Origin of the sequence: Micromonospora sp. NPDC007271 (genome assembly GCF_040634005.1) — a bacterium.
Taxonomy (GTDB): domain Bacteria; phylum Actinomycetota; class Actinomycetes; order Mycobacteriales; family Micromonosporaceae; genus Micromonospora.
This window is the reverse complement of sequence record NZ_JBEYER010000057.1, coordinates 24,406-47,216: the sequence shown is the minus strand read 5'-3', so window position 1 is coordinate 47,216 and position 22,811 is coordinate 24,406. Positions and strand designations below refer to the sequence as shown.

19 protein-coding genes are annotated in these 22,811 nt (G+C 70.2%); 8 read left to right on the top strand and 11 right to left on the bottom strand.

Features of this window, described 5'->3' with window-relative positions; genetic code table 11:
• Positions 1–354 precede the first annotated feature (354 nt).
• Positions 355–1,695 carry a phytase gene (locus tag ABZ570_RS20860; RefSeq protein ID WP_358065900.1) on the bottom strand — a complete coding sequence of 447 codons (1,341 nt, stop codon included), beginning with the start codon at positions 1,693–1,695 and terminating at the stop codon, positions 355–357.
• A gap of 297 nt (positions 1,696–1,992) precedes the next feature.
• Between ABZ570_RS20860 and ABZ570_RS20855 the strand changes: the two genes are divergently transcribed.
• A complete protein-coding gene (locus tag ABZ570_RS20855; RefSeq protein WP_358065897.1) occupies positions 1,993–2,181 on the top strand; it encodes a hypothetical protein in 189 nt (62 codons plus the stop codon).
• A 9-nt stretch (positions 2,182–2,190) separates the two neighbouring features.
• Here ABZ570_RS20855 and ABZ570_RS20850 read toward each other — a convergent pair whose 3' ends face one another.
• The 7 genes from ABZ570_RS20850 to ABZ570_RS20820 all read right to left on the bottom strand — a co-directional run bounded on the left by ABZ570_RS20850 (position 2,191) and on the right by ABZ570_RS20820 (position 9,010).
• A complete protein-coding gene (locus tag ABZ570_RS20850; protein WP_358065906.1) occupies positions 2,191–2,979 on the bottom strand; it encodes a DeoR/GlpR family DNA-binding transcription regulator in 789 nt (262 codons plus the stop codon).
• Positions 2,980–3,020: 41 nt separating this feature from the next.
• Positions 3,021–3,809, bottom strand: coding sequence for a carbohydrate ABC transporter permease (locus tag ABZ570_RS20845; RefSeq protein ID WP_358065894.1), 789 nt, complete (start codon positions 3,807–3,809; stop codon positions 3,021–3,023).
• A 122-nt stretch (positions 3,810–3,931) separates the two neighbouring features.
• On the bottom strand, positions 3,932–4,858 hold the full coding sequence (locus ABZ570_RS20840) for a sugar ABC transporter permease (RefSeq protein ID WP_358065891.1): 927 nt from the start codon (positions 4,856–4,858) through the stop codon (positions 3,932–3,934).
• A 36-nt stretch (positions 4,859–4,894) separates the two neighbouring features.
• Positions 4,895–6,259 (bottom strand): extracellular solute-binding protein, encoded by a 1,365-nt coding sequence (locus ABZ570_RS20835; protein ID WP_358065888.1) that lies wholly within the window; start codon positions 6,257–6,259, stop codon positions 4,895–4,897.
• 20 nt (positions 6,260–6,279) lie between these two features.
• A complete protein-coding gene (locus ABZ570_RS20830; RefSeq protein WP_358065885.1) occupies positions 6,280–7,176 on the bottom strand; it encodes a class II fructose-bisphosphate aldolase in 897 nt (298 codons plus the stop codon).
• On the bottom strand, positions 7,176–8,135 hold the full coding sequence (locus ABZ570_RS20825; RefSeq protein WP_358065882.1) for a hexose kinase: 960 nt from the start codon (positions 8,133–8,135) through the stop codon (positions 7,176–7,178). The genes ABZ570_RS20830 and ABZ570_RS20825 overlap by 1 nt, the downstream gene beginning before the upstream one ends.
• On the bottom strand, positions 8,132–9,010 hold the full coding sequence (locus ABZ570_RS20820) for a sugar isomerase (protein WP_358065879.1): 879 nt from the start codon (positions 9,008–9,010) through the stop codon (positions 8,132–8,134). Before ABZ570_RS20820 ends, ABZ570_RS20825 begins: the two co-directional genes overlap by 4 nt.
• A 237-nt stretch (positions 9,011–9,247) precedes the next feature.
• On the opposite strand from ABZ570_RS20820, the gene ABZ570_RS20815 reads away from it, so the two are divergent.
• A complete protein-coding gene (locus tag ABZ570_RS20815) occupies positions 9,248–10,687 on the top strand; it encodes a Gfo/Idh/MocA family oxidoreductase (protein WP_358065876.1) in 1,440 nt (479 codons plus the stop codon).
• A 146-nt stretch (positions 10,688–10,833) separates the two neighbouring features.
• Here ABZ570_RS20815 and ABZ570_RS20810 read toward each other — a convergent pair whose 3' ends face one another.
• The 3 genes from ABZ570_RS20810 to ABZ570_RS20800 form a co-directional block, all read right to left on the bottom strand.
• Positions 10,834–13,167, bottom strand: a complete 2,334-nt coding sequence (locus ABZ570_RS20810; RefSeq protein ID WP_358065903.1) for an NPCBM/NEW2 domain-containing protein — start codon at positions 13,165–13,167, stop codon at positions 10,834–10,836.
• The gene (locus ABZ570_RS20805) at positions 13,068–14,546 is read right to left on the bottom strand and encodes a hypothetical protein (RefSeq protein ID WP_358065873.1); all 1,479 of its coding nucleotides are present in this window, start codon (positions 14,544–14,546) and stop codon (positions 13,068–13,070) included. The genes ABZ570_RS20810 and ABZ570_RS20805 overlap by 100 nt, the downstream gene beginning before the upstream one ends.
• A gap of 224 nt (positions 14,547–14,770) precedes the next feature.
• Positions 14,771–15,943, bottom strand: a complete 1,173-nt coding sequence (locus ABZ570_RS20800; protein WP_358065870.1) for an ROK family transcriptional regulator — start codon at positions 15,941–15,943, stop codon at positions 14,771–14,773.
• A 132-nt stretch (positions 15,944–16,075) separates the two neighbouring features.
• Between ABZ570_RS20800 and ABZ570_RS20795 the strand changes: the two genes are divergently transcribed.
• The 6 genes from ABZ570_RS20795 to ABZ570_RS20770 are packed head-to-tail and all read left to right on the top strand — an operon-like array spanning position 16,076 to position 22,784.
• Positions 16,076–17,203, top strand: coding sequence for a Gfo/Idh/MocA family oxidoreductase (locus tag ABZ570_RS20795; protein ID WP_358065867.1), 1,128 nt, complete (start codon positions 16,076–16,078; stop codon positions 17,201–17,203).
• Positions 17,200–18,702, top strand: coding sequence for a sugar ABC transporter ATP-binding protein (locus tag ABZ570_RS20790; RefSeq protein WP_358065864.1), 1,503 nt, complete (start codon positions 17,200–17,202; stop codon positions 18,700–18,702). Before ABZ570_RS20795 ends, ABZ570_RS20790 begins: the two co-directional genes overlap by 4 nt.
• Positions 18,699–19,724, top strand: coding sequence for an ABC transporter permease (locus ABZ570_RS20785; RefSeq protein WP_358065861.1), 1,026 nt, complete (start codon positions 18,699–18,701; stop codon positions 19,722–19,724). The genes ABZ570_RS20790 and ABZ570_RS20785 overlap by 4 nt, the downstream gene beginning before the upstream one ends.
• Positions 19,721–20,728 (top strand): ABC transporter permease, encoded by a 1,008-nt coding sequence (locus ABZ570_RS20780; protein ID WP_358065858.1) that lies wholly within the window; start codon positions 19,721–19,723, stop codon positions 20,726–20,728. Before ABZ570_RS20785 ends, ABZ570_RS20780 begins: the two co-directional genes overlap by 4 nt.
• A gap of 32 nt (positions 20,729–20,760) precedes the next feature.
• On the top strand, positions 20,761–21,936 hold the full coding sequence (locus ABZ570_RS20775) for a substrate-binding domain-containing protein (RefSeq protein WP_358065855.1): 1,176 nt from the start codon (positions 20,761–20,763) through the stop codon (positions 21,934–21,936).
• Complete coding sequence (locus tag ABZ570_RS20770) at positions 21,933–22,784, top strand: sugar phosphate isomerase/epimerase family protein (RefSeq protein WP_358065852.1); 852 nt, start codon at positions 21,933–21,935, stop codon at positions 22,782–22,784. Before ABZ570_RS20775 ends, ABZ570_RS20770 begins: the two co-directional genes overlap by 4 nt.
• The last annotated feature ends 27 nt before the right edge of the window (positions 22,785–22,811 follow it).

Sequence of the window (22,811 nt, the reverse complement as noted above, 5' to 3'; positions counted from 1 at the left end):
GCGGGTCGACGAAGATCCACGGGTAAGGCGGCCGTCACGTCCACGGTCGTCGCCCTCTGCGATCCGGCCCGTGGGTTCGATCGCGCTGCTCTGCCTGCCCGCTGCCTTCGGGGTCGTGAAGGGCATCCCGGCCCGGGCCGGAAAGCCCCCTCGGGGCACTCCGGCTGGCTCGTCTCTTCGGGACGAGATCGCCGCGCTCGCGGTGCCCAGGCGGCGGCGACCCATCGAGTCGCACCCGCACCGCATGAGATCGGTGACGGGCACCATCTGCCCTCCGCGTGGAACACCGCGTCGCACGCGAAACGGCCTGCTCCAGATGCCCTTGAGCAGGCCGTTTCGCGATCGCAGGACGGGTCAGCGGAAGCGCGGGTCGTTCCCGGCCCGAGTGTCGACGGACAGGGACATCGCGCGGGCGATCTCGTACCAGGAGACGTAGGAGAAGTTCGTGGCGTCGCGCTCGTCGTCCACGTCGGGCCCGGTCTCGGGCTCGTCGTGCGTGACGAACAGGCCCTGCCGGTAGTTGCCGACGGGGCGGTTTGTCACGGCGAGCCCGTCGGAACCGTTGATGTCGTCGACGCCGTCAACACCCTTGACCCGGAAGCTCCCCAACGCTTGGTTCGCGCCCTGGCGCTCGTAGACCGCGAACGTGTCGTCGCCCTGGCTTGACACGAGCACGTACCCGGTCGCGCCGGCCCCGTAGTAGATGTCGACGCCTTCGGCGTCGGCCGTGAGCAGGTTTCCGCCGTAGCCCTTGGCGTTCGGCTCGAGCGGCTGGCATTCCTCGGTCTCGCTGTCGTAGACATCGTGGACCCCGAAGTCCTTGACCCGGTCGATGAGCTTCGGCTGGCTGCCCGAGCCGAGCGGCAGTTGCAGCCGCCACAGGCCGACGTCCTCCTGCGCGGCGTAGAGCACGCCCGACGCCTGGTCGACCGCGACGCCCTCGAGCTGAGGCAACACGCCTGGCTCCTCGCAGGGAACCCAGGTCGTGCCGTCCGGCAGCCGGAAGGTGCTCGGCATGGCGAGCCGCTGGATGTCCGTGTAGCCGAGCCTGCCGCCGATCTCGAGGATGCGGGCGGTCGCGATGGTCGTCGTCCCCTCCTGGGTGACGACGGCGTACGTCTCGCCGGGCCGCGGCTGCCAGATGGCGAGGCCGTAAGCGGTCTGCTCCTCGTCGACGGCCTGACGGTCGGGGTTGAACAGGAAGCTCTGATCGGAGGCGGTGACCTCGGTCAGCGGAGCACGCGCTGCCGCGCCAGCCGGGTCGATGACGAAGAACCGGAGCTGGTCGTTGTAGCGGTCTGAGACGACGGCGACGTCGACCGGGTGACCCGCCAGGCGGACGCCGTACGCGATGTCGACGTTGTTGTAGCGACCCGCGGCGGTATCCACCCGCGGCGCCTCGGTGGCGGGCAGCGACTGGAGCTCGCGCGAGCCCATGTCGTAGACGCGGAGGCCGCCCTCCTTGGCCGTAACGATCACCAGCGATTTCCGGGAGTCGGCCGGGTGGACCCAGATGGCTGGATCGTCACCGGAAGCGTTCCCGCCGGCCTCGTCGTCGTACAGGATCGGCGTCTCGTTGTCCGTGGTCACCACTGCGGGCTGCGCGGTGGCTGCGTCGGCGTCCCCGTGGGGAGGAGCGAGCAATGCGGCGACGACTGCGCCCACCGTCAGTGCGGCGTTCCATGTGTACGTCACGGCAGCAACCCTCCGGGACGGAGATTGACGCCGGTCTGACCGGCGGTTGCCGTAGGTGAAACTCGGGGGATACTGCCCTCCGCCAACCCGATGCGCGGGCTGCCGGCCCGGTGGCGCCGCATCACGTGGGAGCGGGCCGTGGCGGGCTCGGCCGCCACGGCGCTGGCGTGGAACACGAAGCCAAGCGGCGTCCTCGGTGCCAGGCCGGAATCGCCGACGCCACCGAACCGCGCTCGTGGCCGCAGGTGCCGCGCTGGCGGCCCTGCTCGCCGCAGTCCCCGTCACTCTGGGGTGCGGGTGCCCCGTCCGACGCGAGAGATCGATGTGGAACGGGCCGCGGTGCCGATGGCCCTGTGGTCGGGCCTGGACGCGCCGGGCGTGTGCGTGTTCGCGTCGACCCCGACCCGGCCGCTGTCCCTGGACCGGGTGGGTGACCTCGTCGAGGCGGTCACCGGTGACCGGCCCGACGTGCTCGCTCTCAGCTGACGCGAGGCACTAGACCAGGAGCACCGTTACGCCGGCAGCCCGCAGATCGGCCACCACCTTCTCGTCGGCGGCGTCATCGGTGACCAGGGTGTCCACGGCCGACGCGTCACAGATCTTGGCGAAGGAGTGGCATCCGAGCTTCTCCGAGCCGGCCACGACAACCACCCGGCGGGCCCGGCTCACCATCAGGGCGTCGATGCCCGCCTCGCTCTCGTCGTGGCAGGACGTGCCCTCCACGGAGAAGCCGTCGACGCCGAGGATGAGGATGTCCAGCCACAGGGACTGCATGACCATGCTGGTCAGCGGCCCGGTCAGCTCGTACGACTGGGGCAGGGCGACGCCGCCGAGGATGACGGTGCGGAGCGACGGCCGCAGCACCATCTCGGTGGCGATGTTCAGCGCGTTCGTCACCAGCGTCAGGGCCGGTCGGTGGGTGGCCTTCGCCAGGTCGGGCCGCGCCGCGATGTGCCGGGCGGTGGCCGAGGTGGTGGTGCCCCCGTTCAAGCCCACCACGCTGCCGGGTTCGATGAGCCCGGCAGCGGTGAGGGCGATGCGCTCCTTGGTGCTGTGGTCGCCGCGGTGACGGTAACGGACCGGCAGGTCGTAGGCGACCGAGCTGGCCACGATGCCGCCGTGGGTGCGGGTCACCAGATGCTGTTCGGCCAGGGCGGTGAAGTCACGGCGGACGGTTGCCTCGGAAACCTGCAGGGTGTTGGCGGCCTCGGTGACGGACAGCCGCCCACCTCGCGCGGCCAGGATCTCCAGCAGTGCCTGCAACCGGCGAGCCCGATCGGCCATCCCGCCCCCGGCGGTGGCTCCGGTCGCGGTATCGGTCGCGGTCATTTGACGGCTCCGGCCGTCAGGCCGGCGACCAGTCGCTTCTCGACCGCCGCGAAGAGGATGACCACGGGTAGGATGCTAACGATCGAGACGGCGAACACATAATGCCAGGCGGAGTCGTACTGGCCGACGAACTTCGTGATCGCCACCGACAGCGGCTGGTTCTCCGTCGTGGTGAGGATGACCAGGCTTGCCGCGAACTCGTTCCAGCAGGCGACGAAGGTGAAGATGATGGCGGTGACGATGCCGGGCCAGACCAGCGGCAAGGTCACCCGGCGTAGCGCCTGGAGTTTGCTGGCCCCGTCCATCATTGCCGCCTCGTCGATCTCCTTCGGCAGCCCGGCGAAGAAGCTGTGCATGATCCAGACGGCGAAGCTGAGGTTGAAGGCGGCGTTGACGAGGATCATCGCCAGCCAGGTGTCATCGATCCCGACCGCCAGGAACTGCCGGAACAGCCCTGGCGCCAGCACGGTCGGCTGGAGCATCTGGGTGGCCAGCACGAGCAGCAGGAACACTCCGCGGCCGGGGAACCGGTGCTTGGCCGTGTAGTAGGCGGCGGGGAGGGCGACCGCGAGCACCAGCATCGTCCCGCAGAACGAGATGATGAGGGTGGAGACGAGGTTGTACGGCAGCGGCGTCTCCGGCGTCGACCACATGGTGGCGTAGTTGGACGGAATCCACTCCGTGGGCAGGTATGTGGGTGGAATGCGCAGGATCTCCGCGTGCCGCTTGAAGGACCCGATGAGCATCACCAGGTACGGCGCCAGGAACACCAGCGCCACGAGCACGCCCGCGGTGGTCTTCAGCCAGCGCCGGCCGCGGCGGCCCCGGTGCCGAGTGCCCCGGCGGCTACCCGCCGCGCCTGCGCCGGCTCGCCTGCCGGTCGTTTCTGAAGTCGTCGTGACCACGGCTACTCGTCTCTCATCGGCCGCAGGGCCGCCAGGTAGATGCCGATCACCGCGAGGACGATCAGGAAGTTCACCACGCTGAGCGCGCTGGCCAGGTCGACCTGACGATCCTGCTGGATGTACTTGAAGATCAGTGTCGTCGTGGTGTCCGCGTCGTACCCGGGGATGCTGCCGGTCATCGTGCGCAGGATGGGCAGGGAGTTGAAGACGTTGATGATGTTGATGAGGACCGCGACGGCGATCGCGGGCCGCAGGATGGGCAGGACGACGGTGCGGTAGATGCGCCCGGGCCCGGCGCCGTCCATCCGGGCCGCCTCGATCACGTCGTCGGGCACCATCTGCAGCCCGGCGAGGATGGTGTAGGTGGTGAACGGAAGGGACACGAACACCGCCACCACCATGGACACCACGAACGCGGGCACGGGTTGGCGGGTGAAGCCGAACCCGGTGTCGAGGAGGCCGAGGTCGACCAGGAACTGGTTGAAGATGCCGTAGAAGGGGTCGAGCGCGTAGTAAAAGACGGTCGAGGTCATCACGACGCTGGCCGCCCACGGCACGATCACCGCCAGCCGGACCAGCCGCCGGCCGGGGAAGGCATGATTCAGGAACTGCGCCAGGGCCAGGGAGATCAGCAGCGTCACCAGGACCACGCCGACCACCCAGACCGCCGTGTTCCCGAACACTCTGCCCAGCGCGGGGAGATGCAGCAGGGCCTGATAGTTGTCCAGCCCTGCCGGTCCGCGGTCGACTCCGGCCGGTGAAACGTCCCGGGAGGACGTCCACACCATGTAGGCGGCGGGGAACAGGACGATGGTGAGGATCAGGGTCAGCGCGGGCAGCAGCCAGGGCAGGGCCCTCACCAACTCCCGGTGCGCCGGTCGTGGGGACCTGCCGGTCGGCGTGGGCACCTGCCTGGTGTGCTCGCTCATGTTTTCCTCGACTGGAGATGCATACGGCGAGCGCCGTTAGGCGTCGGCCTTGGCCTGGATGGCGGAGAGCACGGTCTTCGGATCCTTGCCCTGCCCGATCTGGCCGATCTGGCTCTGGATGGCGCCCTGGGTGGCCGCCCAGCGGGGGTTGGTGCTCGGGTAGAACCTGGCGCCCGGCAGGACCTCCAGAAAGCTGCCGATCTCCTTCTTGTCCTTCAGCGCCTCCGCCCCCGATTTGGTGGTGGGCAGGAATCCCTCGGCGTCGACGAACTTCTTGTAGACCTCGGCGCTGAAGAAGTAGTCGAGGAAGGCCTTGACCGCCTCCTTCTTGCTGCCGTCGTTCTTGAACGCCATGAGGTGGTCGGCCACCCCGAGGGTCATCGGCTGGCCGTCGCGGGTGGGTATCGGCGCGGTTCCGTACTTGAGCTTGGGGTTCTTCTGCGCGATCTGCCCGACCGTGGGGGGCAGCCCCACGGTCATGGCAATCTTGCCCTGGATGAACACGTCCAGCATCGGCGTGCGATCGCTCGCGCCCGGGTCGGGCTGGGTCAGCCCGGCGTCGATCATCCGCTTCATGAACTGCACCGCTTCGAGGTTGCGCGGGTTGTCGGCGGTGATCTTGTCGCCCTCGTTCCACTCGCCGCCGTTGCCGAAGATCCAGATCGAGGTCTCTGCCTGTGCCTCCTCGCTGCCCAGCGGCATGCCGTAGCCGTAGACGCCGGCGTGGAGGTTCTTGATCTTCTGTGCCGCGTCGTACAACTCCTGCCAGGTTGCCGGGGGCTTGGTCACGCCCGCCTTGTCGAGCAGTTCCTGGTTGTAGAACAGGGTGCGGGCCGAGGCGATCATCGGCAGGCCGTACATCGTGCCGTTGATCGATGCGTTCTTGGCGAAGGAATCCTGGAAGTCGGTCAGGGTGTCGGGGGAGACGACCTCGGCGGCGGGGTAGAGCAGGTCATCGGAGGCGAAGCCGGAGAACGCGTCGATGTTGAGGATGTCCGGTGCCGCCTTCGCCTGCACCTTCGTGCGGATGACGTCGTTGATGTTGTCCCAGGACTGGATCTCGAGGTTGACGGTGATGTCCGAGTGCTTCGCCTTGAAGTCGGCGATGATGCCCTCCCAGAGGGCCTTGGTGCCGTTGCTGTAGCTGGGGACCAGCAGCGACAAGGTCTTGCTGTCGCCGCTCGCTTGATCCTTGCCGCCGAAACCGCAGGCGGTCATTGTCAGGGCGGCGAGCGCGAATGCCGCCGTCAGGCGCAGGGACCGTTTCACCTTAGCCTCCATCGTGGATGGAACATGAACAGCACCCTGATCAGACCCGCGCGGTGGCTGCTCGTTCTTGACCGATTGGCCCATGAATCGTTCACGATTGTGCTGCTCTTGGGATTCTGCGACGCCGATCAATCAACGTCAAGACCAACTGCTCACGATTCGGTCACGGCCGATGTCAAGCCAGCCGCTGACACCGCCCCCCGTGGACCGACCTCGCCGGCCACGGTTCGACAGAAGCGGGTCACCGTCTCGGCCATCGCCTCGCGTGCCGGCGTCAGGTACCGGCGCGGGTCGACCAACCCGGGGCGCGGGGCCAGGGTGCCGCGCACGGCGCCGGTGAAGGCCACGTTCAGCGCCGTACCGATGTTCACCTTGACGATGCCGGCGAGGACGGCCCGACGCAGCTCCTCGTCGGGCACCCCGGACGAGCCGTGCAGCACCAGCGGCACCGCGACAGCCGCCCGCAGCCGCCCGATCAGGGAGTGGTCCAGTACGGCGCTGCGGGTGGTCATGGCGTGGGTGGAGCCGACCGCGACGGCGAGGGCATCCACACCGGTCTGCGCCACGTACGACGCCGCCTCGCCGGGATCGGTGCGCGAACCGGGGGCGTGCGGGTCCACCGGCGGCTCGCCGTCCTTCCCGCCGATCGTGCCCAACTCGGCCTCGACCCACAGTCCCCGCGCATGGGCGAACTCGGCCGCCGCCCGGGTGGCCGCGACGTTCTCCTGGTACGGCAACGCCGACGCGTCGACCATGATCGAGCCGAAGTCGTGCTCCGGGGCCTGGCGCCACAGGTCGGGGGAGACGACGTGGTCGAGGTGCAGCGCCACGTCGACCATGGCCGTCGACGCGACGGCCCGGGTCGCGGCGGCGATCGGCGGGAGCCGGCGGCCGTGGAACCGTACGGCGTTCTCGCTGATCTGCAGGATGACCGGTCGCCCCGCAGCCTCCGCGCCGGCGACGATCGCCTCGGCGTGCTCAAGGGTTATCACGTTGAACGCGCAGACCGGACCCGCGGCGACGATCTGTCCCGTCGGTACCAGCGGCATCAAAGCTCCTTGATCGTCACGTCCCGGCGCAGCCGCCGGTAGTCGGACAGGTCGACGCGTCCCGCCACCGGCGCCCGGACCGCCGCTGCGGACAGCGCCACCGCGTCGGCGAGCCGTTCGGGCCAGGGCCGGTGGTGGATCATGCCGTGGGCCAGCGCGGCCGCACAGGCGTCCCCCGCTCCGGTCGGGTTGCCGGCGACCGGATGTGGCAGCAACGCGTGCCAGCTGCCCCGTTCGGTCACGGCGAGCAGGCCCTCCGGGCCGAACGAGGCCACCACGGTACGCGCTTTGAGCGCGCGTACCGCGCCGACGGCCTCGGCCGGCCGGGAGAGCGCACGCCCGAGGAGGCCGGCGAGTTCCTCGGCGTTCGGCTTGACCAGGTCCGGGCCTGCGGTCAGGCCGTGACGCAACGCCTCGCCGCTGCTGTCCAGCATCGTCCGGGCGCCGGCCTCGCGGGCCGCCTCGATCAGGGCACGATACGCGTCGACCGGAACCCCGGGCGGCAGAGAGCCGGAGAGCACGACCACCTCCGCGCCGCGTACCAGGTCGGCGAACCGGCTGCGGAACGCGGTCCACTCGTCCGGGGTGACCGTCGGCCCGGGTTCCCACAGCCCGGTCGCCGCGTCCGGCTCGGCCACGACCACCGTGCGCCGCGACTCGGCCGCGATCGGCACGAACGCCTCCCGTACCCCCTCCTCGGCCAGCAGGGACCGGAGCCTGGCGCCACCGGCACCACCAGCCAGCCCGGTGGCGATGACCGGGGCGCCGAGGGCGCGCAGCACACGGGCGACGTTGACGCCCTTACCGCCCGCCTGCTCGGCCACCTCGGTGACCCGATGGGTGGCGCCGGGCACGAGCGTAGGGACGCGGTAGGTCACGTCGAGCGCGGCGTTCAGCGTGACGGTGAGGACCATCGGGCCGACCCGTCGATCACCACCGCCGATCTCGCCACCGGTCACGGCAGGACCACCGAGCGGGTGAGGTGAAGTGGCACGTCGGGGTCGAACCGCCGGTGGTGGGCCAGGGCGACGGCCAGCCGCTGCGCGAGGATCAGATCGGCCATCGGGTCACGTGCGGAGTGGACGAAGGTGGCACCGGTGCGCGTCACCTCGTCGGTCAACCCCGCCGGCACCTCCCCGAACGCCCACACCGCTCGAGCGGGGCCGGCAATGGCGATCGGACCGTGTCGGTATTCCATGGCCGGGTACGCCTCCGCCCAGAATCGGGCGGCTTCGCGGCACTTGAGCCCCGCCTCCTCGGCGAGACCGACGGTCCAGTCGCGGCCGAGGAACGTCACCTGTTCCAGCGCCGCGGGATCCAGCGGCAGCGGTGCCGTCAGGGCCTCCGCCGCGTCGCGGACAGCCTGGTCGAGATTCTCGCCGAGATGCGCGCGCAGCACCGCCAGCGCGGTCGTGGCGAACCGGGTCTGCACCACGGACTTCTCGTCGGCGAATGGCAGGCAGACCGGATCGTCCACGAGGGCCACCACCGGGGACCGCGGGTCGCCGACGATACCCGTGCTGCGGGTGTTCCCTGCGATGGCGCCCAGGACGTCGAGCACCTCGCTGGTCGTGCCGGAACGGCTGATCACCACCACCCGGTCGTAGTGGCGCTGCCTCGGGAACTCCGACGCCGCGAACGCGTCCGTCTCGCCAAGGCCAGCCCGTTCGCGCAGTTCGGCGTACGCCATCGCCATGAACCATGACGTGCCGCAGCCGACCACGGCGACCCGCTCGCCGCGGCGCGGCAGTTGGCCGGCGAGCGAGCTCGCCAGCGCGGTAGCTCGTTGCCAGCACTCGGGTTGGCTGGCGATTTCCTCTTCGACGTGTGTCATGACGCTCCGACCTGCTGCTCACGACGTACGACCGTCAGCGCGAAACCGCGCGAGTCGGCAGCGATCCGAGCATAAATCGACGATTGCCGACTGAGCAATCCCGTCCTGCCCGGCTCGCGGCGGCACCGCACGACCTGCCGGCACCCCTTGCCATCGATGGATATCTGATCGACACTGCTCAACTATCAGGGCAAGTAGGCAAGTTCGATCAGTCTCCGCCACAGAGGAGTGATCAGCGTGACCCCACCCGCTCAGTTCAATCCGTCCCGTCGTGACCTGCTTCGATCCGGTGTCGTGCTGGGCGCCGCCGCAGGCCTCAGCGGCGCCGTCGCTGCCCCCGCCGCCGCCAGCGCCGAACCACAGCGCGGCAGCGACGAGAAGAGCATGACCAGCGTGCCGTTCGAAGGCTACGACCAGGTCCGCATCGGGCTCATCGGCCTCGGCAACCGCGGCGGCGACCAGGACCTCCGGTTCGCCGCGGTCGGCACGGTCACCGCGGTCTGCGACATCCGTCCCGAGCGCGTCAACCGCACCATCGGCCGGATCATGCAGCAGGGCTTCCAGGACACCCCACCGGCCGGCTACTCCGCAGGGGAGGAGGACTTCCTCAACCTCGTCCGGCGCGACGACATCGACCTCATCTACATCGCCACGCCGTGGGAGTGGCACTACCCGATGGCCAAGGCCGCCATGGAGCACGGCAAGCACGTGGCCGTGGAGGTGCCCATCGCGCCGTACCTCGACCAGATCTGGGACCTGGTCCGCACCTCGGAGCGAACCAGGAAGCACTGCCTGCTGCTGGAGAACGTCAACTACTTCCGGCCCGAGATGGCGATGTTCAACATGGCCCGGCAGGGGCTCTTCGGCGACCTGCAGCACGCCTCCGGCGGATACGTCCACGACCTGCGCTGGCCGTACCTGTTCGGCGGCGCCTACTACCCCGAGCACTGGCGGCGCCGCTGGCAGACCAGGATGAACGCCTCGCACTACCCCACCCACGGCCTGGGGCCGGTTTCGGCCACCCTGGGCATCAACCGGGGCGACCGGTTCGAGGAACTGATCTCCGTCGCGTCCCTGCCCAAGGCGCTGGCGCTCTTCCGCGCCGAGGACCCGCGGGTGGGCGCCGACCACTCGTCGTGGGACGACGCGCCCTACATCTCCGGCGACCGGCACACCTGCTTCATCACCACGAGCAGCGGCCGGTTCATCCGGGTCGAGCACGACGTGAACTCCCCACACCCCTACAGTCGGGAGACCACGCTCACCGGCACCCGGGGGAGCATCGAGCTCGACAACGGCCGGGTCTACCTCGAGTCGCTCGGCCACGCCAACCACAGTTGGCGGACCGGCACCGCGTACAACACGATCCTGCGGCAGCACGACCACTGGTTGTGGCCGACGCTGGAGAACCTGGCCGGCCAGTACGGCGGCCACGGCGGCGGGGACTTCATCTCCATCTGGCGGCTCGTCCAGACAATGCGGCTCGGCATGACTCCCGACATCGACGTCTACGACTCGGCGGCGTGGTGTTCGGTGATCCCGCTCAGCCACGAGTCGTTGAAGACCGGCCGGATGCACCCGGTCAAGGTGCCCGACTTCACCCGCGGGCACTGGCAGCAGGCGCGGCCCACGTTCGACCGGCCGAAGCCGGATGACCCGGTGCTGGAGAAGAACTGAGGATCCACCTCGCCACCGCGCCGGCCGGTCCACCGGCCGGCGCGGCGGCGTGTGTGGGCATCGCCGCGCCGGCACCACCTCCGGTCGGAAGGTGGCGCCGGCGCCGCGCGGCATCAGCGGGATCAACCCACGACAGCCAAGCTGGCTCACGGGTCGCAGGACAGCTTGGCCTCCGCCCAGTCGCCGTGATCGCTGCCGATGCCGTCGCCGCCATCGGTGATCACCAGGTCGAGCACCTTCCCGGCGGCCACGTCGACATCGACGCTCACGGTCTCGGCGGCCCCGGTCAGGACCGGCGAGGCGTATTTCGTCGTTCCGTCGACCTTCACCTGGAAGGCGACCGAGCCGCGATCGGCCATCTCGTCGTCCACGCCCACCTTCGCGGTGAACCGGGTGCACCGGCCGTCGAGGTTGACCATGACGGATGAGGAGGCGTGGGCGCCGAGCCCCTTGGCGTAAACGACGCCGTCCAGTGTGATCGGCTTGCCGTCACCGGCCGCGCTCTCGCCGTTGCTGCGGTCCCGCTCGACCGGCCCCCAGCCGTTCGTCGAATCGATCCACTCCAGGTCGCTGACCCAGGCCACGCCTTTCGGTGCCGGCGGCAACGGCTTGTCCGCCACCGCGGCGGCGAAGAACCCGAGTGGGCCACCTGGGAGGCGGATCGCGCGGACCGCCTTGCCCGGGGTGAGCGGCAGTGCGTTGTAGAACATCCGGTAGTCGGTCGTGGTGTTGGCCAGGCCCGCCGGGGTGTAGCGGCCCTTTACCGTGACCGCCGCCTTTGCTCCGCCGGTGCCCGGGTCCTGGCAGCACCAGTTCGGCAACTGCAACGTGTGCTGGGACTCGGTGCCGTCGGCGTAGAGGACGGTGACGGTTCCGCGGGCGTTCAGGCTGGCGCCGGCGCCGAGCAGGTGAAGGTGGCTGCCCGTCCCGGTCACCAGGATCGGCGCGGTGAGATCCTTCACCACGTTCGGTGTTCCGGGGGCGCCGGCCGGCAGGCTGAACTCGACCCCGTTGACTGTGACCGTCGCGCCGGTCCGGAACCCCGCGGCGGCCAGTGCCTCACCGTGGAAGCTGTTACCGGCACCGTCGAAGTTGCCCTTGGCGAAGGTCTGGGCGTCGGCGACGCCGACCACGTTCGCCGCGGCGGACACCGAGGCGTACGGCAGCTCGGCCGTGGTGACCGCGCTGGTGCGATACGGCGTGTTCCGGGCGGTGTAGGCGGCGTCGAGCTGAAGCGTGTACGACGCCGGCCGCACCTCGCGTCCGGGTGTGACGTTCAGCCGGGCGGTGACGGTCTGACCGGGTTCGACGCGCGGGTAGTCGGCGTGGCCGCCCGACGTCCAGCCGTCCGGCAGCGCGACGGAAAGCCGTACGTCGGTCATCGCGTGCGTACCGCCGTTGCGGAAGGTCGCGGTGACCTCGGTCGCCTGGCCCGGCGGGTTCCACAGCTTCGGGCCGGTCAGTTCGACCGTTCCGAGAGCATCGGCCGGCTTGGCGCCGCCCACGGAGCTGGTGCCGGCGAGGGTGACCGTGGCGCTGGCGTCGGTGGAGATCGGAGGAGTCTTCACCCACACCACGCCGGCGCGGTCGCCGGCCGCGTGGTACCAGCCGGAGGCCGCCGCGTCGTACGCCGCCTTGTCGGCCAGTTCCGGCAGCGGCTGGTCGCCGAGCTTGACCACGTGCGGCCTGGTGCCGGTGTGCGCGGTCACCTCGTACGGACGCTGGGCGGGCTTGCCGGTGTAGGAGCCGACGCTCGCGCCGATGGTGACGACGACGTCGCCGCGGTCGTCGACCGGCGCCGCGACATCGAACCGCTGCGTCGCCGACCTGCCGGTCCGGTGCTCGCGAGTCACCCGGTCGTCCTCGTACAGCTGGAACGACGAGGTGCCACGGGGGTAGAGGTCGAGGGTCACCCGGTCGCCCGGTGCCTGCTCGGCGTGCCGGTTGATACCGGCCTTCCACATCGGCACCACGGCACCGGCCTTGACGAACAGCGGCAACGTGTCCAGCGGCGCGCGGTAGCCGTTCAGCGTGATCGGCCCGCGATGGATCCGGCCGGTCCAGTAGTCGACCCAGGTGCCGGCCGGCAGGTAGATGCCGTTCTTCGTTTCGTCCCCGCCCCACATCGGCGCCACCAGGAACTCGCGGCCGGCGAGAAATTCGTACCTGGCGGCGTCGGTGTACGCCGTCGGGTCGTCCGGGTACTCGATCGGCAGCGACCGGTTGATCGGTGCGCCGGTGCGGTGGGCCTCCGCGGCGTACGAGTAGAAGAACGGCAGGAGCCGCTCGCGCAGCTTCAGATACCTGCGGTTGATCGAGGTGTACGGCTCGCCGTACGCCCATGGCTGCTTGAAAGCCGGGGTGGCCCAGCCGCTCATCGTCATGAGCGCCGGCGTGAAGACCTTCCACTGCATGTCCCGTACGTAGCTGCGGCCGGAGCCGCCGAAGATGCCGTCGACGTCGCCGGCGGTGTAGGCGATGCCGGAGTTGCCGGAACCGTGGATCGCCGGGATCTGCCAGCGGATCGCGTCCAGGCTGCCGCTGTGTCGCCGGTCCACTGCACCGCGCAGCGCTGCGCGCCGGCCCAGCCCTCGACCATCCAGGCGTAGCCGCGGGCGTCGCTGTGCTGCTCGATGCCGTCGTGCGCGGTGTCGCAGGCGGTCAGCGCGTGCCGGTAGCCCGGGCCGACCCAGGCGACGTCCAGCTTGCGCACCCGGACGCCGGCCTCACCGACCTCCGCGGGCTGCCGGTCGAGGGCGGACTGGGTCCACAGCCCCATCTGAATGTTGCGGCTGCGCAGCTCGTCACCGGTGCGCCGCAACGGATCGATCTCGCGCTTGCCCCAGTACGTACCGCCGACGAGCTCGTAGCCCAGGTCGTCGGAGTAGCCGCAGCCGTAGTCGTCGTTGACCAGCATCCAGCCGCCTGGCATGTCGTGGTCGACAAACTTCTGCGCGATCTTGACCGCGTCCGGCGTGGTCTGCTTGTCGGGGTGGTTCTTCCCGTCGTTGCCCGGGTCCGGGTCCACGCCGTAGTGGCCGCGGTTGTAGCAGTCCGAGTCGCCGTATTCCAGGCCGTAGATCGGCGGCAGGAAGGGCCGTCCGGTCAGCTCGGTGTACCGATCGAGCGCGGTCTTGAAGTCACCGACGAAGTAGTAGGCGTCGAAGCGCTTTTCGCTGTGCGTGGCAACGACCGGGTCGTCGAAGGCGTACGTACCCGGTGCGAAGGTGTTGCGCAGCACGCCGTACCCGGCCGAACTCATGTAGTACGGCGAGGAGTTCGGGTTGCCACCGTCCTCCCAGTTGAAGTTCCGGGCGACCTGGATCGTCGTCCCACGGTGGCTGAACCGGCCGTTCTGCATGCCACCGCCGAGGAACTGCTCGGTTTCGCCACGGCGCAACGTCTGCGACGTGGTGGTGTCGGTCCACCGGAGAGGCCGCGTCTCCGACCACACCGTGCTGCCGTCGGCCCGGTGCAGCGCGAACCGCAACGGCGACTTGTACGCGCGAACCTCGATCGCCCCGGTGCGCAGCGCGTAATAGCCGCCAGCGTCCGACCACGACGTCTGCGGCATCGGGTGGTCGGACTTCACCACGATGTTGGCGTCCGGCGCACCGGGGTCACCGGGCGGGGTGTTGGCCGGGTCGATGAACTGCCCGTCGGGCGCGAGCCAGATCCGGAACACGTCGTCGGCGAGGAACACCACCCGGACCCGGGCGTTGCCCGCAATGAGGGTGTAGGTCGCCTGGTGGGCTTGGAAGCCGGTCACGGCACCGAGCTCTCGGGGCTCGGCGGCCATCGCCGGCCGGCTGATCAGGACGCTGGCGGCGAGCATCAGCACCACGGCTACCGCGGCCACTGAACGCCGGATCGAGCACACAAATATGCGCATTTGAGCCTCGCATCGATCAGGAACAGTCAGACATGCCATTCATACATCACTATGGCTTGTCTGTCACGGGGATGGCGGAGGACCAGGTCCTGTCGGCCGCGCTCGTCGTGGCGCTGCGGGTGGCAGTTGCCGTCGGGGTGCTGGCGCCTATCCGTGAGTCCGACGTGAGCGGTCGCCCCCCCCGCCATGGTTCAGGCCAACTCGCGGTCCAACACGGTGGGGGAAAGGGCATGCTGGACAACCATCGCCGCGGCGCCGATGACGCCCGCGTTCGCGCCGGCCTGTGAGGTGACGATGCGCAAGCGTTCGGTGGCCAGCGGCAGCGAGCGACGGTAGATCGACTCCCGTACGCCCGCGAGCAGCATCTCGCCAGCTTGCGCGAGCGCCCCGCCGATCACGATCAGTGATGGGTTGAACAGGCTGACGCACGCGGCCAGCACCTCGCCGATGTCCCGGCCGGCCTGGCGGACGGCTTGGCCGGCGATCGGGCTGCCGGCCTGCACAAGGGCCACGACATCGGCGTTGGTCATCGCGTCGAGGCCGGCGGCGCGGAGCTTCGCGGCGATGGCTGGGCCGCTGGCCACGGCCTCGAGGCACCCGCTGTTGCCGCAGCGGCAGGCCACGTCGCCCGCGTGCGGGGCCAGGATGTGCCCGAGGTCGCCGGCCGCACCGACGTCGCCTCGGTGCAGCTGGCCGTTGCTGATCAGGCCGGAGCCGATGCCGGTGGCGACCTTGACGAAGATCATGTGCGCCTCGTCGGGGAAGCAGCGGACATGCTCGCCGAGCGCCATCAGGTTGACCTCGTTGTCCACCAGCACCGGCACGGCGAAGTCGGCGGCGATCCGCGCGGGCACGTCGTATCCGTTCCAGCCCGGCATGATCGGCGGGTGGTTCGGCTTGCCGGTTGAGTGCTCGACCGGGCCGGGCAGCCCGATGCCCATGCCTGCCACCGGGGCAGTGGGGGCGTGGTTGGCACGCATCCGTCGCCAGGTGTCGATGAGCAGGCCGAGCACCGCGTCGGGGCCGTCGGCGATGTCCAGCGCGAGTCTCTCGATGGCCACCGGCTCACCGGTCAGGTCGGCGATCGCGACGGTGGCGTGGGTGGCCCCGACGTCGGCCGCCAGCACCATCCGTGCACGGGCGTTGAACACGAACCTGCTCGCGGGGCGGCCACCAGTGACTGCGTCGTTGCCCCAGTCGGTCACCAGCCCGGCGTCCATGAGCGCGTCGAGACGCAGGCGCACGGTCGACCGGGCCAGTCCGGTCTCGGTGGCCAGCTCGGCACGGGTGCGCGCATGCCCGTCCCGCAGCAGACGAAGCAGTTCGCCGGGGGACGTCGGGGCGGCGCTTTGCCCGTGGTTCATCCCTCAATTAAACCGAAGCGGCCGCCTTCCGTCGCCTGACACGAGCCTTTGAGATGTTGATCATCCCGAAATTTATGATCGACATGCATCTTTTGATTGACCATCGTCATAAGTCGACGCTACCGTCGTCGCATGTCTGTGACCGATCTCATAACCGCGTCTGGTGGGCTCGAATCCGAGCAGCGGACGCTACGCGTGGCGGTTGTGGGCGCCGGGTTCATGGGGCGGGTGCACGCGGAGGCAGCCCGGCGCGCCGGGGCGACCGTCGTGGCTGCGGTGGCGTCGCGTCCCGAGGGGGCCGCCGCCGCGGCGCGCGCCGTCGGCGCGGACGAGGGCTACCCGGACCTGGCGGCCCTGCTCGACGACACCGAGATCGACGTGCTGCACGTGTGCACGCCCAACGCGTCGCACGCCCCCGTCGTCGCCGCCGCGCTCGCCGCTGGCGTGCACATCATCTGCGAAAAGCCGCTCGCCACGGGGAGCGCTGAGGCCGGGGCCCTGGTGGTGGCGGCTGGTGATCGGGTGGCCACGGTGCCATTCGTCTACCGCTTCCACCCGATGGTGCGCGAGTTGCGCGCCCGGCTGGCCGCGGGCGAGGCGGGCGTCGTCGCCAGTGTGACCGGCGGCTACCTCCAGGACTGGTTGTCCCGCCCGTCCGACGACGACTGGCGGGTCGACGCCGCGCTCGGCGGGCCGTCGCGGGCGTTCGCCGACATCGGCTCGCACTGGTGCGACCTGTTCGAGTTTGTCACGGGCGACCGGATCGCCCGGCTGTCCGCGCGCACCGCGGCCGTGCACCAGCGCGTCCGCGGAAACAGTGAGCCCACCGAGGACCTGGCGGCCGTGCACTTCACCACCGCCGGCGGGATGATTGGCACGCTGGTGGTGTCGCAGGTCGCTGCCGGCCGCAAGAACCGGTTGCACCTGGAGCTTTCCGGCACCGAGGCGAGCTTCGGCTTCGACCAGGAGGACCCCGAGCGGCTGTGGGTCGGCCGGCGCGAGGGCGGCCAGACGCTGCTGCGCGACCCTGAAACGCTGCACCCCTCCGCCGCGCGCTACGTCCGGCTGCCCGCCGGGCACGCGCAGGGCTACCAGGACTGCTTCGACGCGTTCGTCGCCGACACCTACCGGGCGGTGCGTGGCGCGGACGTCCCGGACGGGCTGCCCACGTTCGCGGACGGCCTGCGCGCCGTCCGGATCACCGAAACGGTGCTGGCCTCCGCGGCGGCGGACGGCGCGTGGACAGAGGTGCCGGTATGACGCCTGGCACAACGACGAGTGTGCGGCTGAGCGGGATCAGCAAGTCCTTCCTCGGCGTGCCGGTGCTGCACGGTGTGGACCTGGAGCTGCGGGGCGGCGAGGTGCACGCCGTGATGGGCGAGAACGGCGCGGGCAAGTCCACACTGCTCAAGGTGCTGGCCGGGGTACACCGGCCGGACGGGGGCACCATCGAGGTCGACGGCGCCGAGATGTCCTTCGCCGGCCCCACCGACGCGCAGCGGGCCGGCATCGCGATCATCCACCAGGAGTTCACCCTGCTGCCGCATCGCAGCGTCGCCGAGAACGTCTACCTCGGCCGCGAGCCCGTGCGGCGGATGCAGGTCGACCGGCGGCGCATGGTGGCCGACACTCGAAAGCTCCTGACCTGGCTCGGCGAGGACGGCATCGATCCGACCGACACCGTGGCCTCACTGTCGGTCGCCCAGCAGCAGGTCGTGGAGATCGTCAAGGCGCTGTCGACCGACGCTCGGGTGCTGGGCATGGACGAGCCGACCGCCGCGCTCGCCGATCACGAGGTCGAGCTGCTCTACGACCTGGTGCGCCGGCTGCGCGAGCGGGGCATCGCGATCCTCTACGTCTCGCACCGGATGCGCGAGGTGTTCGACCTCTCCGACCGGATCACCGTGCTCAAGGACGGCCGGCTCGTCACCTGCGCCTCGACCGGTGAGCTGACCTCCGAGGACCTCGTCCGGCACATGGTGGGCCGCGACCTGGGCGAATACTACCCGGACCGGGCGGTCCCCGACGACCTCGGGCCGGTCCGCCTCGCGTTGCGCGGCGCCGGCAACGACCGCCTCCGCGACGTGAACCTTGAGGTACGCGCCGGGGAGATCGTCGGCCTGGCCGGGCTGCAGGGATCTGGCCGCTCGGCCGTCGCGCGCGCGGTGTTCGGCGTCGAACCGTTCACCCGCGGCAGGTTGGAGGTGGACGGGGAGGCGCAGCGGGTGAACCAGCCCCGCACCGCCGTGCGCCTCGGGATCGCGCTGGTCACGGAGGACCGCAAGGGCGATGGGCTGGCGCTTCGTCAGTCCGTACGCGACAACGTGTTGCTGGTGCGCCGTGCCGCGCTGCGCGGCGCGCGCTCCCGCGCGAGCTCGGACGTGCCGGCGTTGCTCGACCTGGTGGCCGTGGTGGCCCGTGGCGAGCACCAGGAGGTGCGGTTTCTGTCCGGCGGCAACCAGCAGAAGGTCGTGCTCGCCAAGTGGTTGGCGGTCGAGCCGCGGGTGCTGGTCGTCGACGAGCCGACGCGCGGTATCGACGTCGGCGCGAAGCAGACCGTGCACGTGCTGCTGCGTGATCTCGCGCGGCGTGGCGTGGCGGTGCTGATGATCTCCTCCGAGCTCCCCGAGCTGATCGGGCTGAGCGACCGGATCCTCGTCATGCACGACGGTGCGCTGGCCGGTGCGCTGCCGGCTGGCGCGAGCGAGGAGGCTGTGATGGCGCTGGCCACCGGGCATGGGATCGGTGAGGTGGCATGAGCACCCTTCAGCAGAACACCCTACCGGTCAAGCAGATGGCCGCGCGGACGGCGTTGCGCCAGCGGCTCACCCCGGCCGCCGTCGTCTACCTCGCCCTCGTCGCCCTACTCGTCGTCGGCAGTGTCCTGGTCGGGCTGCGCGGCGAGGTCCTGCTCGACCAGGCTGGCATCCTCAACATCCTCACCCGGGCCACCGCGCTCGGTGTCGTCGCAATCGGACAGACGATGGTGATCCTCACCGGATCCCTCGACCTGTCCGTCGCCTACCTGGTCGGCCTCACCTCGCTGATCGCGGCCGAGACGATGGCCGGGCGAGACGGCATGGTCGTGCCCGGCGTGCTGCTCGCGCTCGCCGTGGCCGCCGGGGTCGGCCTGGTCAACGGGCTGGTCATCACCGTCCTCAAGGCCAACGCGTTCATCGCGACGCTCGGCGTGGCGCTGATCCTGCGTGGCTACCTCGAGGACAACTACACCGGCCCGGCCGGCGACGTACCGCGCGGCTTCCAGCATCTCGGCTACGACCGGATCGGCCCGGTGCCGGTCGCGGCGCTGCTCATGCTGGCGGTCGCCGCGCTGGCCTGGTGGTATCTGTCGCGGACCCGTCCCGGCTACCACATGTACGCCGTCGGTGGCGACATCGAGGTGGCCCGGCTGTCTGGGGTGCCGGCGCGTCGGATCATCGTCACCGCGCACGTGCTGTGCTCGGTCGCCGCCGGCCTCACCGGGATCTACCTCGCCAGCCGACTCGGCTCGGGTGCCCCGTATGTCGGCACCGACGCCGGGTACGACCTGGAGTCGATCGCCGCCGTCGTGCTCGGCGGGACGCTGCTCGCCGGTGGCCGGGGCGGCGTCGTCGGCACCATCGGCGGCGTCCTCATCCTGGCCACTCTGGACACGATCTTCGACGACCTCGAGGTCGTCCCGTTCTTCAAGGACGTGGTGCGGGGTGTCGTACTCGTGGCCGCGGTCGCACTCTACGCCCGGCACATGATGGCCAACCGCGCTCGACGGAGGTTGACATGACCTGGCGGCCCCGCTTGGCCGAGGGTACCGCGCCGGTGCTCGTCGTCCTACTCCTGCTGCTCATCGGCCTCGCGATCGCCGGCCCGGCCTACGACCAGCCGTCCGGCTACCTGGCGCTGCTCAAGCGGGCCGCGCCGCTGATGATCCTCGCGATCGGGCAGTTCTTTGTCATCGTCTCCGGCGGGTTCGACCTGTCGGTCGGCGCGCTGGTGACCGCCGGGGTGGTCATCGCGGCTCGGCTCATCAACGGCAGTGAGTCCGCAACGGCGCGGGTGATTCTGCTCGTGCTCGGGTTCGGCCTGCTGGTCGGCCTGGTCAACGGGCTGGTCACGACGAAGCTCCTGGTGCCGTCGTTCATCGTCACGCTCGGCATGCTGCTCGTGCTCGACGGCGCGATCTTCCTGTGGACCGGCGGCGCCCCGCGGGGCGCGCTCTCCGCCGGGTTCCGGACGTTCGGGCGCGGTGCCGTGGACGTCCCGGTGCTTGGCGAGGTCCCCTGGTCGGTGTTCATTCTGCTGGCGATCCTGGTGGCCGCGACGCTGTTCATGCGCGGTGGCACGGGCCGGGCGCTGGTCGCGGCCGGCGACAACGAGGCCGCCGTACGACTGTCCGGCGGCCAGGTCGACCGGCTCCGCCTGCTCGCGTTCGTCCTCTCCGGGCTGCTCGCCGCGGTCGCCGCGATCCTGCTCGGCGGGTTCGCCGGCGTCTCGGCGCAGGTCGGCAACGGCCTGGAGTTCCGGGCGATCACTGCCGTCGTACTGGGCGGCGTGCTCCTCGGCGGCGGGCGCGGATCGGTGGTCGCGGCCGTCGCTGGCGCACTGTCCCTGGAGGCCCTGTTCACGCTGCTGAACCTGCTCGGCGTGAGCGGCGCCCTCGAGTCGGCCGTGCAGGGTGTGATCATCATCGCCGCCGTCGCCTACGCCTCCCTCGGCAGCGGCGTGCGGCTGCGGTGGTGGCCGAGACAGCGGAACAGCGCGGCCCCCGCGCAACCCGCCTCCTCCTGAAGTCCCCAAGGTTAGTAAGGAGAACAACGATAATGACCAAGAGATGGGCCACGGTGGTCGTGGCGGGCGCGCTGGCGCTCGCCGGATGCTCGAGCGACCTGCCCGACGACAAGGCCACCGCCGGCGGATCACCCAGTTCCGACGCAGGCAAGTCGACGTTCTTCGACCAGGCCGAGTACAACCGCCAGCTGGCGTTCCGCAGTGCCACACCGCAAGGCCCGGACGGCAAGCCGTGGGAGCAGATGCTCGAGCCGGAACTGGTCGACACCGCGAAGTTCGCCAAGCCCGGCGGAAACTACACCCTCTGCTTCTCCAACGCCGCCGTGAACAACCCGTGGCGGCAGGTGGGCTACAAGACCATGCAGCAGGAGGTGAAGCTGCACCCCGAGATCACCACGTTCACGGTGCTGGACGCGGAGGCCAAGGACGACAAGCAGATCAGTGACATCCAGTCGCTGACCGGCAAGAACTGTGCCGCGATCATCGTCTCGCCGAACACCACCGCCACGCTGACGCCGGCCGTCGAGCAGGCGTGCGCGACGGGCGTGCCGGTGATCGTGTTCGACCGGGGCGTCAACACCAACTGCCCGGTCACCTTCATCCACCCCATCGGCGGCTTCGCCTTCGGCGCGGACGGCGCGGAGTTCCTGAAGGAGAAGGTCAAGCCGGGCGGCAAGGTCCTCGCCCTGCGCATCCTGCCCGGCGTGGACGTCCTCGAACAGCGCTGGGCCGCCGCCAACGAGATCTTCGCCGGCAGCGGGCTCAAGGTCGTCGGGGTGGAGTTCACCGACGGCGACGCGGCCAAGACCAAGAGCATCGTGGCCGACTACATCCAGCGCGAGGGCAAGATCGACGGCGTGTGGATGGACGCCGGCGCGACCGCCGTCGCCGCGGCCGAGGCGTTCCAGGACGCCGGCGTCGACGTGCCCGCCATCGTCGGCGAGGACCAGCAGGACTTCCTGCGGCTGTGGGTCGACGAGGGCCTGACCGCGGTCGCCCCGACCTATCCCACCTACCAGTGGCGTACCCCGATCATCGCCGCGCTGAAGATCCTCAAGGGCGAGCAGGTGCCGAAGGAGTGGGTGCTGCCGCAGCCCCGGATCACCGGCGACAACGTCAAGGACTACGTCAAGCAGGACATGCCGCCACTGCACTACGCGATGTGCGGCTGCGAGACCATGCCGGGTTACCCGGGGCCGTGGCGGTGAGCAGACACCCGCTCGGGGTCAACACCTGGGTGTGGGCCTCGCCGCTGACCGACGCGACCTTGGCCGCCCTCGCGGCCAAGGTCGCGGGGTGGGGCTTCGACGTACTGGAGCTCCCGGTGGAGAACCCGGGCGACTGGAAGCCGGGACAGGCCGCCCAGGTGCTCGCCGACCACGGTCTCGGCGCCACCGTGTGCCTGGTGATGCCGCCCGGGCGGGAGCTGGTCGCGGCGGATTCCGCCACCGTGCGGTCCACCCAGGACTACCTGTACGGCGTGGTGGACGCCGCGGCGGAGGTCGGGTCGCCGGTGATCGCCGGGCCCGCGTACGCCTCGGTCGGCCGGACCTGGCGGCTGTCACCGGCCGAGCGGGCCGCGGCGTACGCGCAGCTGCGGGACAACCTCACTCCCGTGGTGGAGTACGCCGGCGCGGCCGGCGTCACGGTGGCCGTCGAGCCGCTCAACCGCTACGAGACGAGCCTGCTCAACACCATCGGCCAGACCCTCCAGGCGATCGGTGACCTGCCGCACTGCGGGGTCGCGCTCGACCTCTACCACCAGAACATCGAGGAGGCGGACATCCCGGCGGCGATCCGCTCGGCCGCCGGCCGGGTGGCACACGTCCAGGTGTGCGGCAACGACCGTGGCACGCCCGGCGCCGACCACCTGGACTGGCCGGCGATCATCGCCGCGATCGACGAGGCGGGCTACACCGGCCCGCTGTGCATCGAGTCGTTCACCGCGCAGAACGCCACGATCGCGACCGCCGCCTCCATCTGGCGTCCACTCGCCCCCACCCAGGACGCGATCGCCGTGGACGGCCTGAAGTTCCTGCGGGCGGTGATGCCCTAGGACGACCGCCACCTCCACGCCAGTCCG